Raw genomic sequence first — 13,945 nt, 5'->3', positions numbered from 1 at the left:
TAGGCCCGGGTATGGACTCACCTTTCCAGCTCCAGTAAAAGGCATGCTTTTGGCGGGAGGGTGAGTTCCACCCTTCCCGGGGAAAACAGGACGGGCGGGACGGTGCTGCCGCTGCCGAGCCAGCGCTCCTCCGCGGCATCCAGAATTTTTTGCCAGTGCCCCTGTGCCAGGGGCAGATTCAGGTGAACCGGGAGATCATTAAAGGAGAGAATAAGACTGGCCCGGCTCTCCCTTTCCCATCGCTGGACCACCAGAACCTGCTCTCCGGGGTAGGAGTGCACCTCCATATTTCTCCTTTCCAGGTTCCCCAGGGCCTGCACTTCCCGGCGCAGGCGCAGCAGTTCCCGGTAAAATTCGTAGAGGACCCGGTGGTGGCCTTCATGGCGAAGAGCCCTGTTCAGCCGGGAGCGCAGGAAAGTCTGCTCATCCTGGGGGTCTGCTATTTCCTGCCAGGCAAAGGCGGAAAATTCCTCCCGCCGCCCCTTGCGCACTGCTTCGACCAGGGCCGGGTCCGTATGGCTGGTGAAGTAGAGGAAAGGAGCCGTTTCACCGTATTCCTCCCCCATAAACAGGAGGGGTAAGTAGGGGGAGAGGATGACTGCTGCTGCCGCCAGCTTGAGGTCCTCGAAGGTGGCCAGGTTGCTGAGCCTTTCGCCCCCCGCCCGGTTCCCTACCTGGTCGTGATTTTGAGAGAAAACCACAAACTGGCAGGGCCTGCAGAGGTCCGTGGTATTGCCGTGCCTGCGCTGCCGGTATTCCGAGTACTGGCCCGTATATACGTAACCCTGGCGAAAGGCTTTGGCAAGATGATCGAGCTCTCCAAAGTCCCGGTAGTACCCCAGCCTTTCACCCGTCAGCAGGGTGTGCAGGGCGTGGTGAAAATCATCGCACCACTGGGCGTCCAGCCCGTAGCCTCCAATGGCCCGGGGCCGGATGATGCGGGCATCGTTGAGATCGCTTTCCGCCACCACGTAGACGCGGCGGCCCAGGCGCCCGGCTTCCCGGTGCACTTCTTCTGCCAGCTCCTCCAGAAAGTGGGTGGCCGACATGTCCAGGATGGCGTGCACCGCGTCCAGGCGCAGGCCGTCTATATGGTAATCCCGGATCCAGTAAAGGGCGTTTTCAATAAAATAGCGGCGTACCTCATCGCTGCCCGGCCCGTCGAAATTAATTGCCGGTCCCCAGGGGGTGCGGTAACGCTCCGTGAAATAGGGCGCGTAGTCGCCCAGGTAATTGCCCTCCGGTCCCAGGTGGTTGTAGACCACGTCCAGGAAAAGAGCCATTCCCTTTTGATGACAGGCGTCCACCAGTCGCTGCAGGCCGCCGGGCCCGCCGTAGGAATTTTGCACGGCATAGGGGTAGACACCGTCGTAGCCCCAGTTGCGGCTGCCCGGAAACTGGGCTACGGGCATGAGCTGGATGGCGGTGATTCCCAGTTCCTTTAACTCTTCCAGGTAGGGGATGATGGCCTCGAAAGTCCCCTCGCGGGTGAATGTTCCCGGGTGCAGCTCATAAAAAACCAGGCTTTCCCGGTTGGGGCCGGACCAGCAGTGATCGTTCCAGTTAAAAGAGTAAAGGTCCACCACCTGGGAAGGTCCGTGCACTCCTTCCGGCTGGTGGCGCGAGGCCGGGTCGGGTCTTTCCTTTTCCCCGTCCAGGAGGTAGTAATAGAGGTTTCCCGGTTCCACCCCCTCTACGGTGCCGCCAAAATAACCGTGTTTTTCTTCGGTTAAGGGAATAACCCGCTCACGGGGTCCCAGGATATGTACGGCCAGGCTTTTTACCCTGGGTGCCCATACTTTAAAATAGCAGCGGCCTTCTCCCAGGTAGGTGGCTCCCGGGGGCAGGGAAGTTATGCGCTGAAACATGAGTTTTCACCGTTCCTATTATTAGCGATTTTACAGTTCAGCAGTACGTGACTGCTTGATTTTTTATGTGCCAAAAGTTTTTCCCTTTTAAAAGGGTCTTATCCGGTATTACAATAGTAATAAATCATTGGCGCATGGAGTGGGGATGCGTTGCACAAGTTCTTTTACGGCAATCGTATATTGTTTCTGGTTACCCTGCTGCTGATACTCCCTGTTCTTCTTACCCTTTATATGATGCACATCATCAAAAACAGCGAGCTTTCCATTCTGGAACACCAGAAGGCCAAGCTTAACCAGGCGGCTTACCTGCTGGACCAGAACCTGGCCGGCAGCCTGGATAATTATTTAGCTGAACAGGGTCTGGCGGGCAGAACCAGAGAAGAAAAAATAGTGGCTATAGGCAATTATGTCAATGAAAAAATTAACCATGTTAAACGGGAGTACCCGGAGGTTCATATAGGGTTGTACTATGAACCCCTGCACGTTTTTTACGACGGAACCGCGCGTTTCGATGAAAATTTTTCCCTGCGCCGTAAAAAGGCCTTTGAGGAAACCATGTCCCAGAGGAAGAGCCTGGTACAAAACCTGGGTCCTGAAGAAGGCGGGGTTATTGAGATTTACCGTCCCTTCACCCGTAATGGTAAAGTGGAGGGCGTAATTCGTTCGGCCGAATATCTTTCCGAAGTGGGTTATTACGGCAAGCGGCGCCATATCGAGATGATTGCCTACTCGGCAATAGCCGCTGTGGTACTTACAGGCTTTGGGGGAGCCATATACATTTTCCGTGACCTGGTAATGCAGGTGCGGTTCATCAGGCAGGGCCTGAAAACCCTGGAAGAAGATCTTTCCCGGACCATGCCCGAGGCTCATGGCGAGCTCGGTGAAATTGTAGAGGGAATTAATGGCTTTGCCCGCCGTATTGCGGAGTTAAACCTGTATACCGAAACCATGCTGGCGGTAATCGATGAAGCTATCGTGGTGGTTAACGCCGGGGGAGAAGTGGTCCTGGCCAATAACCTGGCACGGGAACTGTTCGCCCTGCCGGAAGGATTTAAAGGTCGTATGATGGGTGAGCTTTTCTCCGGGAACTCCCCCCTGCTGTCTTACCTGGAGCGGACCTTAAAGGAAGAAAAGGCTTTTCGCGATTTGATGCTGAACTGGAGCAATGGCGATAAATCTCCCCGCCAGCTGCTTTTGAGCATTTTACCTTTGAAAACTGCTTCCGGAGAACTTCTGGGAGCTGTAATCAACTGCCGGGATTTGACTGAACGCATGCAGCTGGAGGAAAAAGTGCGGCGGCAGGAGCGTCTGGCTGCTCTGGGGAAACTGGTTACCGGTGTGGCCCACGAAATTCGCAACCCGCTCACTTCTATTAGCTGCTATATCCAGCACTGGATGCAAAACAAACAACCCAGCACCCAGGCCCTGGCAACAATCCAGCGTGAGATTACCCGCCTGGATTACATTGTTGAGCAACTGCTGTACTTTGCCAAACCAGCGGAGGCGCGGCTGTTTCAGCGCGATCTGAATGTTTTAATCCGGGAGTTAACCGAATTCTTTCAGGAGATGTATCAGGGGAAATATAACCTGCTGCTGGACCTGGAAGCGGACCTGCCGCCGGTCTGGATGGACGCCGAGCAGATGGAGAGGGCAGTGGTTAACATAATTTTTAACGCCATCCAGGCCATGCCCGAAGGTGGTACCATATCCATATCCACCGCTTACCTTCCCGGCAGGCAACGGGTGGCCCTGACCATTGCTGATACCGGATGCGGTATTCCGAAAGAAAACCTGGCCCATCTTTTTACGCCGTTTTACTCCACCAGGCCTAAAGGCACCGGCCTGGGGCTGGCCATTGCCTACGAGATCGTGCAGGCCCATGGCGGGCAGATAGAAGTGGAGAGCGAGGTGGGCCGGGGAACGAAGTTTACCATCTATCTCAGAACGTAGCCGGGTAACCCTGGCAAGAGGTGAAGCGCGATGGAAGATCTCATTCTGGTTGTGGATGATGAGGAAAGCGTGCGGCAAACATTAAAGGACATCCTGACTGACCATGGTTATCGTGTGGAAACGGCCCGGGATGGCCGGGAGGGATTGGAAAAGATAACCATGCTCGATCCCGCTGCGGTCATCATGGACATACGCATGCCGGAAATAGATGGGATTAAGGCCCTGGAACTGGTACGGGTGAAAGGTCAGGATACTCCCATCATTTTAATTACGGCTTACGGTTCTACGCAAAGTACCATTGAGGCCATGAAGATGGGTGCCTTTGATTACCTTTTAAAACCCCTTCAGATTAATGATCTTCTGGAAACGGTCAAAAAAGCCGTGGAGATAAAAAAGTTGATGCGTAAAGCCCCGGCCGATCCGGGTAAGGTGACGGATGAGCCTTCGGAAATCATGATCGGATTGTCGCCGGCAATGCAAAAGGTTTACAAGATTATCGGGCGGGTGGCCAATTCCAATGCCACTGTGCTCATCCGGGGCGAGAGCGGAACGGGCAAGGAACTGGTGGCCAGGGCCATACACTTTAACAGCGTGCGGCGGGATAAGCCTTTTGTAAAAATCAACTGTGCTTCTATTCCGGATAGCCTTCTGGAAAGCGAACTCTTCGGTTATGAAAAAGGTGCCTTTACCGGCGCGGTGACATCGAAACCCGGTAAATTTGAGCTGGCCCAGCATGGAACCATTTTTCTGGATGAAATCGGGGAAATGTCCCTGAACCTCCAGGCCAAACTGCTCCGGGTCATCCAGGAGCGGGAATTTGAGCGCCTGGGGGGTACCGAAACCATAAAAGTGGACGTGCGGATTATTGCTGCCACCAATAAGGATCTGGAAAAATGCATTGCCGAAGGAACGTTCAGGGAGGACTTGTTTTACCGTCTGAACGTGGTTGATATCTACCTGCCGCCGCTGCGGGAGCGCAGGGAAGATATTCCCCTGCTGGTCGAACATATGATAAAGCAGTACAGCTCTGAATACAGAAAGCAGATCAGCGGTTTTACCGAACAGGCCATGAAGCTGCTCCTGGAATACGAGTGGCCGGGCAATGTGAGGGAGCTGAAAAATGTTTGCGAGCGGGCTGTTTTGATGTCCAACGGGCCTCTGCTGACGGTTGAGGATCTGCCCCACTCCATCCGCAAAAGTTCCCGCCGCCTGCACTGGTTGAAAGGGCTGAGCGGGGATTCCTTCAAAGAAATGGTTGCTGAAGTGGAGCGGGAGATCATCCTGCAGGCCCTGGAAGAACACAACTGGAACCGTTCAGCGGCCGCACAGGCGCTGAAAATGAACCGCAGTTCTCTGTACCTGAAAATGAAAGAGCTGGGCATTATTGATTAAGCGAATGTAAATTAATGTAAAGGAGTACGATCATGCTTGCGTTGAGGGCACGGGACGTTATGATCCCCATCGAGCAGATTCCCACTATTACGGCAGATGCCACCCTGCACGAGGGTATCCAGGCCTTAAGGCAATCTTTTCACCGGGAAGGCAGGCCCTGGCATGGGCACCGTATTCTGATTGTTCTGAATAATGATGGTAAACTGGAAGGTATTTTGACTCTCCGCGGGATTTTAACAGCGGTAGGGCTTTACGATTTAATCCGCAACCCCCTGTTTAAGTCCGAGTCCTGGAGCTGGTACTTTCTGAGAAAGTTAAAGGAAGGCTCCCGGATGAAGGTGCGGGATATCATGAGGCCCGTCCTGCTGGCCACAGTGCAGGCCAGTGATGAGCTTTTAGAGGTTATCCGCACTTTTTTGAAATATAACGTTAACTCCCTGCCTGTTCTGGAGCGCGGCAACCTGCTGGGTGTGGTACGTGTTGTTGATGTTTTCAAAGTGTTGAGCGATTATTATCGGGAAGCAGAAGAAAAGAACAGGTAAAATTTATGCCTGTTCTCGAAGATTGTGAAAATGCTCAATTACACTTTTTCCGTCAGGGTTGATGAAAATTTCAACAGAGAAGCAAAAGACAGGTGGTAAAACCGGTGGCCGAAATAAACTGAAATGAGAGCCATCAAGCCATCTTTAAAAATCCTGTGTTGAGAAATTGTTCTACTGACCATAAACTGGACACAAGGAAAGTAATGTCAGAACCCGGAAGGCCTTTAAAAACGGCCTTTTTTTTTGTGAACAACGGCACAGCATTTGCACCTTTAAGCACAAAAACAACAACCGGTAAAGGGGGGAACTGGCCGGTCTGATTGAAAGCCGTGGATGATTGCTGTTGGATAATATTACCGGCAAGGGGGAGAATGTATGGGCACGCAAAAAAAACCAACCGGACGGGCAATATTATGGGGAATAATCTCCCTGGCAGCTTATCTCGCCTTATTTCTTAACCAGGATGTTGTTACCCGCAATTTCGCCCGGGGAGGCATTTTTGCTATAGCGGTTATTCTTACAGCTATGATATTTTCCTTTATTCACGGGGCCTTTGCCAACTATCTTCTGGAAGCGCTGGGCATTCAACCCTTAAAGAAAGGGGTGCATTAGAATGCGGGGCAGAAAGGCAGTTTTGTGGAGCCTGGTGGCCCTGGGTACCCTGTTTTTAATTTCTATCCCTTCTCTGGCTGAAGCAGCCGGGGAAGCGCTGGGCCCTGGTGATGTGGTTAAGCAGTTTGTCCGCCTCGATGCGCTGGGAGCTATATATCTGATTATCCTTGGTTTTCTTGGAGGCCTGATCAGCGGTTTTATCGGTTCGGGAGGGGCGTTTGTTCTGACTCCCGGCATGATGAGCCTGGGCGCACCGGCGGCCATTGCGGTGGCCAGCAATATGTGCCACAAGTTTCCCAAATCCATGGTAGGGGCTTACAAGCGCTATAAATATGGCCAGCTGGACTTAAAACTGGGCGTGTTCATGGCCATTTCCGCGGTTATAGGTGTGCAGCTGGGAATTTATGTGCAGAAGTTCATTTTTGCCCGGTGGGGGTCGGCGGGTTCAAATTTATATGTTAGTGTAGCCTTTGTGCTGATTTTAACCCTGGTAGGACTGTATATGCTTTACGATGCCCGGAGAGCGGTAAGGGCCAGCACTGAGGATACCGTTTCCGGTCTGGCAGAAAAAATGAAAAGAATTAACATTCCTCCCATGATCAGTTTTAACGCTGCCCGTATACGGGTTTCCTTCTGGGTTATTGCACCGCTGGGGCTTGCCACCGGTTTGCTGGCGGCAACCATTGCGGTGGGGGGTTTTATAGGCGTTCCAGGTATGATTTATATTCTGGGTGTATCACCCATCATGGCCAGCGCTACGGAGCTGGTGGTGGCCTTCCTGATGGGGTTGACCGGTACCATAACCTGGGCTGTAAGCGGTTTTGTCGATATTAGAATGGTCCTGCTCCTGCTGGCCGGCTCTCTGATAGGGGTGCAGGTTGGTGCTGTGGGCACCACCTATGTTAAAGAGTACATGATTAAGCTGGTAATGTCTACTATAATGCTGATTGTTTCCATCAGCAGGGGGATTGCCATACCCACTTATTTACACGAACTGGGGTTGATCGAGCTCAATCAGGGCACCGTTAACCTGCTGGATAAAGCAAGTTTCATTATCATGTGTTTTGCCCTGGCTCTGGGTGGGGTAATCGTTCTCGGCAATATGTGGAAGAGAAAGAAAGAACTGCAGGCAGAAGAAGCCGGCGTGGCGGTAAACCTGCAGAAGAGCTAAAGCCGATTACCATTGCCCCTGTATGAGGGGAGGAACGGACCATGAGTAATGGTGGAGCAAATTTACTGCATAAAAGCTGTTCCCGGGGGGAAGCGCTGGTGGCCCATCGGGGCAGGCCGCTGCCGGACGATGATCCTTCTCTCCTGGAATACCTGGAGCAGGTGTTCACCCGGATTGAGTTGTCCAGGGCGGAAATACAGACAGAGGAAAATGGCGGCTTGTTTCTGGTGGTAGTGCTTGCGTTTGTCCTGGCGGCATGTTTATGGCTGGGGCTGAAAATGGGTTGAGCAGGCAGCTCAACCGGTGCAATATACATGGCCGGAGGGGAGGGTGTCGCTCCCCTTCCTGTGTTAGCGGGGAAAAAGGGGGGAAAACTGTGAACGATAGCGAGTTCATCCTGTCCTTTAACAGGTATAAACGGGAATTTCTCCAGCAGTGGAAGCTGGAGGAGGACCAGCGGGGAGTTCTGGAGATGTTTGAAAAATGGCTGCAGGTGCGGGGCAAAGAGCAACGGAATGAGCAAGGGGAAGAAGCTGCCAATGTCCCGGTCATGCCTTTTAATGCGGGTAAAGATTGGAGGATGCTTCTGGAGGAAATCTGCCGGAGAGTAGAGAAAAACCTTTTTAAGAGAGGCATAGTTATTAAATGTTTGTCCGCTGCCCGTTGGGGGCAGGCCAGGGGTTCAGCTCTGTGCCTGGTTCTTCCCGACCGCCGGGATGTTTTTTACCGCCTGTGCCGCACCCAGCCCCGCAAGGGCCCCTATTCCGGGCAGAAAATTATCAAGGGTGAACTGGTGCTGGATGGTCACAAGCACAGCCTTTTTTTGCCGCTGCTCCATTATCAGGTTGAAATGGAAAATCGTCTGGGTTTTCGCCTGGAACGGGAGTCCACCCGTGTTGAGGAAACCGGTAAATACCGCTTTAAAATATGCTTTCCCTTAAACGAACGCCTGTCGGTTCGCGACTGTGAGGAAATAGCCCGCCTGATGGCAGATTTCATCCTCGTGACCCGTGAATATATTGAAAAGATAGGTGAGGCCAAGACCGGTTGAACCCCCGGGAGGTGGTATGATCCTGTGCCCCTGCGGCTGAAGGTGCGGGAAATTATGGTTCCAGCGGAGGAACTGCCTTCGCTGCACGAAGATGCGGATGTGGCTTCTGCTTTCAGGTTGTTGCAGGAGTATTTTCGCGGGAAAGACGGCACGTGGATGGGTTTTCAATCGGCGCTGGTTTATAACAACCGGGGGCGTGCCACGGGCATCCTTACTTTGCGGGGGCTGCTGCGGGCCCTGCATTACCAGGCTCTCCTGGAAGACCTGTTAAAAGGTGACCCGGCAGGTCTTTTTTTCCTGCCCCCGCGCTGGAGCGAGCAATTCATAAAAGTCAAAGAGGTTATGCGCCCGGTGGGGATGGCTTTTGTTAATGAAGATGCAGCGCTTTGGGAGGCTGCCCTGGTTATGTTAAATAAAAAGATTAATTCCGTACCGGTAATGGACGGCGACAATTTGTGCGGTGTGGTGAGAACTATTGATCTCTTCTGGCTTATAGGTGAAATTCTCGAGGATATGAGCTGAAATGTTAACTGCCGGGCCAATTTTATATGGCGATATTAATACCGGATAATTTAACGGAAGACCCGGTTGTTGTGGCAGCAGGCAAAAAAGCCTGCCGAACGGGTGGAAGAACGCGGTGAATGACTGTTCACTGGTGTGTAAAACAGGCATATAAAAATACCTTTTTGCTCTGTTCCAAAGTCATGGGGCAGAGTGTTTATTTTTGCCCGCCAATGGTTTGCGAGGGTAGCCCGGCTTGTCTTCCGGCAACTGGTTTCGATTAAGAAACGAAAAGGAGCTAAAATTGGGCAATTGAACTCAAAATTCTTAAAATTTTATCATTTCTGATGTAAAATTCTCTAGAAAAGGTAAGGCTGTGCTGGCTTTAGACGGGGGTGATGCTGGGATTTATTTCCCGCGAAACAAACAAAATTTTATTTTCCAGAAAAATAAAAAGGAGGTCCGGTAAAAAATGGCCAGCGAAGAAAGAGTTCTGGAAGCGTTATTAAAAGAAGAAAGGACGTTTCCGCCGCCGGCATATTTTGTCGACAAGGCGTTAGTAAAAGATGCTTCGATATATGAAGAGGCGAAGGCAGACCGGGAGGGCTTCTGGGCCAAACAGGCCGAGAGTATTGACTGGTTCCAGAAGTGGGATAAGGTGCTGGATACCAGCAATGCTCCCTTCTTCAAATGGTTTGTAAATGGGAAATTAAATGTTTCATATAACTGCATCGATCGCCACCTGAACACCTGGCGCAGGACCAAAGCAGCCATCATCTGGGAAGGGGAGCCCGGGGACGACCGCGTCCTGACCTACCAGGATCTGTACCGTGAGGTAACCAAATGCGCCAATGTGCTGAAAGAGCTGGGCGTAAAGCGGGGAGACCGGGTGACCATTTACCTGCCCATGATTCCCGAACTGGCCATTGCCATGCTGGCCTGTGCCCGTATTGGTGCCCCCCACAGCGTCGTTTTTGGCGGCTTCAGCGCCGAATCCCTGCGGGACCGCATTAACGACTGCCAGGCCAAGCTGGTCATTACCGCCGACGGCGGGTGGCGGCGGGGCGGTATTGTACCCCTGAAAAAGAACTGTGACGATGCGCTGGCCCAGTGCCCGTCTGTGGAAAAGGTGCTCATGGTTAAGCGCACCGGCCAGGATGTTAACTTTGTGGAAGGCCGCGATTACTGGTGGCATGAGATGATGGCCAGGGCACCCATCGGCTGCGAGCCGGAGCATATGGACGCCGAGGATATGCTCTACATTCTTTATACCAGCGGGACCACGGGCAAGCCCAAAGGCGTGGTCCATACCACCGGTGGTTACCTGGTAGGGGTTGCTGCCACCCACCGCATGATCTTCGATATTAAGGATGATGACATTTACTGGTGTACCGCCGATATCGGCTGGGTGACCGGGCACTCCTATATCGTTTACGGCCCCCTGGCCAACGGGTGCACCACGGTGATGTACGAGGGCAGCCCCGACTGGCCGGAAAGGGACCGCTTCTGGGCCATTGTGGAAAAATATCGTGTCAACATCTTATATACCGCTCCCACGGCCATCCGGGCCTTTATGAGGTGGGGCACCGAGTGGCCGGCCAGGCGCGATCTCTCCAGCCTGCGCCTGCTGGGCACGGTGGGAGAGCCCATTAACCCCGAGGCCTGGATGTGGTACTACAAGTACATCGGCAACGAGCGCTGCCCCATTGTGGATACCTGGTGGCAGACGGAAACCGGAATGATCTTAATTTCTCCCCTGCCGGGAGTTACCACCCTGAAGCCCGGTTCCGCTACCGTACCGTTCCCCGGTGTGGAAGCGGCCGTGGTTGATAACACGGGCAAGGAAGTGCCCCTGGGCAGCGGTGGTTACCTGATTCTCAAGTCCCCGTGGCCGGCCATGCTGCGTACCATTTACGGCGACCCCGATCGTTACGTGGCCCAGTACTGGAGCCGGTTTGAAAATGTATATTTCACCGGTGACGGGGCCAGGAGGGATGAAGACGGCTACTTCTGGATCATGGGCCGGGTGGATGACGTGATTAACGTCAGCGGGCACCGCCTGGGAACCATGGAAATTGAGAGTGCCCTGGTGGATCACCCGGCGGTAGCCGAGGCGGCCGTTATCGGTAAAGCCCACGAGGTAAAAGGCCAGGCTGTCAGCGCCTTTGTCACCCTGAAGGAGGGCATTCAGGGTACCCCTGAACTGGCCAATGAATTGAAGGCCCACGTGGTCAAGAAAATCGGTGCCATTGCCCGGCCGGAGGATATTTTCTTCACCGCTGAACTGCCCAAGACCCGCAGCGGTAAAATCATGCGGCGCCTGCTGCGGGATATTGCCGAGGGACGGGTACTGGGGGATACCACCACGCTGGCCGATCCTGCAGTTGTGGCTCAAATCAAGGAGCAGTACGAATCCAAAGAAATGTGATAGAAATTTGGGCCTGCCGGGTGGCGGTTATGCCAGCGCTTCCGCCTGCGGGGGCGGTTATGATTAAAAATACTGGGCATTACCTCCGCCCGCCATCCGGCGGGCCCATTTAATTTATACGGAAGCAGAGGGCAGATATAATCCACACCCGTTTTTTCCCGGCCGGACGGCCGGTTTTTTGCTTGGTGGAGGAATAGACTTTTTGCGCTGGATTTTATATAATAAAGTTAGCAGGTTAATAAATTTTTTATCTTTAAAATGTTATGAATTATAAGAACATTTGGGGGAGGGGAGGCGCGTCTGGGTGCAGAGAAAACTGGCTCTGGGAGTAATAGCCCGCTGGTTGCCAATTAATTTTCTGGCCACCGGTTTTGTACTCCTGTGGGATCCGCTGGCCTGGAAACTGGTGCTGGCCATGGTCTGTGTCAATGCCGTGGCTGCCTTTGTGGTCAGTGATTATATACAGAAACAAAAGATAATCAATCTTAAAAGCGAGCAGCACCCCCTGGATTTCACCCTTCAAATTGCCAGTGAAACGCTGCCTTACCTGCGGCGGGGGTTGAATGAAGAGACGGCAGCCAAGACCGTGGAAATCATTCAGAAAATCAGCGACGTGGCGGCTGTGGCCATCACTGACCGGGAGAAAGTCCTGGCCTATATCGGTGCCGGGGCGGATCACCACAAGCCCGGCGGTTCAATCATGACCGATGCCACCCGGGAGGTCCTGGTTACGGGTGAACTCAAGGTGGTCCGCAGCGGCCGTGACCTGCAGTGTCCTGTACCCGGTTGCCCCCTGGAGTCGGCGGTAATTTCTCCCCTCAAGTGCAGGGACGAAATTGTGGGTACCATTAAGCTTTACCGCACACAGCCGGGGGAAATTCCCCAGAACCTGGTTAAGCTGGCTGAAGGATTGGCCCAGTTGCTGGGTATGCAGATGGAACTGGCGGAACTGGACAGGCAGGCTCAGCTGGTAACCAAAGCGGAGCTGGATGCCCTGCAGGCCCAGATCAACCCCCATTTTTTATTCAATACCCTGAACACCATCATCATGTTCAGCCGGACCAATCCGGAAACGGCGCGACGCCTTCTTATCCGCCTGGCTTCTTTCTTCCGCCATGCTTTGAAGCGCCACGGTCATTTCAATACTCTGAGGGAAGAAATAGAATACCTGAACACCTACCTTATACTGGAGAAGGCTCGTTTCCGTGAAAAATTGCGGGTAGTCAGGAATATAGACCGGGAGCTACTGGACTATCAGGTGCCGGTTCTGACCATCCAGCCCCTGGTGGAGAATGCCATTAAGCACGGGATTCTTCCCAAGCCGGGGCAGGGTACGGTGCAGATTACGGCCCAGCGGCTGGATGAGGATATGCTGATTGTGATTAAGGATGATGGGGTAGGTATACCTCCGGAAAGGCTGTCCGAGGTGCTGCAGCCCGGTGTTGGATCGGGCAATGGCGTGGGTCTCAGTAATGTCCATGAACGCTTGAAAAGCCTTTTCGGTAAAGATTACGGCCTGCACATTATCAGTGCTCCCAATGCCGGAACATCGGTTTATGTGCGGGTGCCTTTATTATGCAAGTTGGGACACGGGGAGGGGAACTCTGTTGAAGCTAAAAGCATTAATAGTAGATGATGAATATCCGGCCCGGCAGGAACTGCGTTATGCCCTGAGCAGCTTTGATAACATAGAGATCGTGGGAGAGGCCACCAATGCCCAAGAAGCCCTGGCGTTAATCAAGGCACTGGAATATCAGGTTCTTTTCCTGGACATATCCATGCCCGGCATGAACGGCCTGGAACTGGGGGCGGCTATTCAGGAGTTGCCCAGGCAGCCCCAGGTAATTTTCGTTACCGCTTATGATGAATATGCCGTCAAAGCTTTTGAAGTTAATGCCGTGGATTACCTTTTGAAGCCTGTAGACCAGGCCCGGCTGAAAAAGGCCGTGGATAAAGTATGGAAAAAATATCAGGAAATCAACCAGATGGATGCTGGAGCTGTGGAGAATGGCTTTACCACCCCGGCAGCCCGGGGTGGTAACGGGGCCGGTCAGTTTAAAATTGACCGGATCCCGGCGGAAAAACAGGGCAAGACGGTGCTGGTTGCGGAGTCGGATATTGTCTATGCCTTTACGGAGCAGGATTACATCTACATTAAAACCTATGCCGATAAATTTTTCACCCGTTATACTCTGAAAGAGCTGGAAGCCCGCCTGAACCCCAACATCTTTTTCCGTACCCATCGCTGCTATATTGTTAACCTCCATAAGGTCAAGGAAATAGTACCTTTCTTTAACGGTACCTACAACCTGGTGGTGGATGACAAGGAAAACAGCGAGGTTCCGGTAAGCCGGGCCCAGGCCAAAAAGTTGCGCAAGATTCTGGGCTTCTAGATGTGTAAAAAGAAGGTTGCTGAATAACTGCATGGCC

General features: G+C 52.9%; 12 protein-coding genes. 11 read left to right on the top strand and 1 reads right to left on the bottom strand.

The features are described from left to right. Positions 1-17: 17 nt before the first annotated feature. Positions 18-1,868, bottom strand: coding sequence for a malto-oligosyltrehalose trehalohydrolase (gene treZ, locus BUB44_RS01630; protein ID WP_073162661.1), 1,851 nt, complete (start codon positions 1,866-1,868; stop codon positions 18-20). A gap of 150 nt (positions 1,869-2,018) precedes the next feature. Between treZ and atoS the strand changes: the two genes are divergently transcribed. The 11 genes from atoS (at position 2,019) to BUB44_RS01570 (ending at position 13,908) form a co-directional block, all read left to right on the top strand. After that, positions 2,019-3,818 (top strand): two-component system sensor histidine kinase AtoS, encoded by a 1,800-nt coding sequence (atoS, locus tag BUB44_RS01625; protein ID WP_073162659.1) that lies wholly within the window; start codon positions 2,019-2,021, stop codon positions 3,816-3,818. A 30-nt stretch (positions 3,819-3,848) separates the two neighbouring features. Continuing rightward, on the top strand, positions 3,849-5,210 hold the full coding sequence (locus BUB44_RS01620) for a sigma-54-dependent transcriptional regulator (RefSeq protein ID WP_073162657.1): 1,362 nt from the start codon (positions 3,849-3,851) through the stop codon (positions 5,208-5,210). A gap of 32 nt (positions 5,211-5,242) precedes the next feature. Next, on the top strand, positions 5,243-5,752 hold the full coding sequence (locus BUB44_RS01615; protein WP_027355656.1) for a CBS domain-containing protein: 510 nt from the start codon (positions 5,243-5,245) through the stop codon (positions 5,750-5,752). Between the two features lie 375 nt (positions 5,753-6,127). Then, positions 6,128-6,364 (top strand): hypothetical protein, encoded by a 237-nt coding sequence (locus BUB44_RS01605; protein ID WP_073162654.1) that lies wholly within the window; start codon positions 6,128-6,130, stop codon positions 6,362-6,364. A 1-nt stretch (position 6,365) separates the two neighbouring features. Further along, complete coding sequence (locus tag BUB44_RS01600; RefSeq protein ID WP_083543032.1) at positions 6,366-7,535, top strand: sulfite exporter TauE/SafE family protein; 1,170 nt, start codon at positions 6,366-6,368, stop codon at positions 7,533-7,535. Positions 7,536-7,576: 41 nt separating this feature from the next. Then, positions 7,577-7,822: a hypothetical protein gene (locus BUB44_RS01595; protein WP_027355653.1), complete on the top strand. Its 246-nt coding sequence runs from the start codon at positions 7,577-7,579 to the stop codon at positions 7,820-7,822. 89 nt (positions 7,823-7,911) lie between these two features. Then, the gene (locus BUB44_RS01590) at positions 7,912-8,586 is read left to right on the top strand and encodes a hypothetical protein (RefSeq protein WP_027355652.1); all 675 of its coding nucleotides are present in this window, start codon (positions 7,912-7,914) and stop codon (positions 8,584-8,586) included. A 24-nt stretch (positions 8,587-8,610) separates the two neighbouring features. Then, positions 8,611-9,108: a CBS domain-containing protein gene (locus tag BUB44_RS01585; protein ID WP_083543031.1), complete on the top strand. Its 498-nt coding sequence runs from the start codon at positions 8,611-8,613 to the stop codon at positions 9,106-9,108. Between the two features lie 451 nt (positions 9,109-9,559). After that, complete coding sequence (gene acs, locus BUB44_RS01580) at positions 9,560-11,515, top strand: acetate--CoA ligase (RefSeq protein ID WP_073162652.1); 1,956 nt, start codon at positions 9,560-9,562, stop codon at positions 11,513-11,515. A gap of 304 nt (positions 11,516-11,819) precedes the next feature. Continuing rightward, the gene (locus BUB44_RS01575) at positions 11,820-13,151 is read left to right on the top strand and encodes a histidine kinase (RefSeq protein WP_073162650.1); all 1,332 of its coding nucleotides are present in this window, start codon (positions 11,820-11,822) and stop codon (positions 13,149-13,151) included. Continuing rightward, positions 13,123-13,908, top strand: a complete 786-nt coding sequence (locus BUB44_RS01570; protein WP_073162649.1) for a LytR/AlgR family response regulator transcription factor — start codon at positions 13,123-13,125, stop codon at positions 13,906-13,908. Before BUB44_RS01575 ends, BUB44_RS01570 begins: the two co-directional genes overlap by 29 nt. The last annotated feature ends 37 nt before the right edge of the window (positions 13,909-13,945 follow it).

The organism is Desulfofundulus australicus DSM 11792, from assembly GCF_900129285.1.
Lineage (GTDB): Bacteria > Bacillota > Desulfotomaculia > Desulfotomaculales > Desulfovirgulaceae > Desulfofundulus > Desulfofundulus australicus.
Note: the sequence above shows the minus strand (reverse complement) of the source record. Positions and strands in the feature narration are given on the sequence as shown.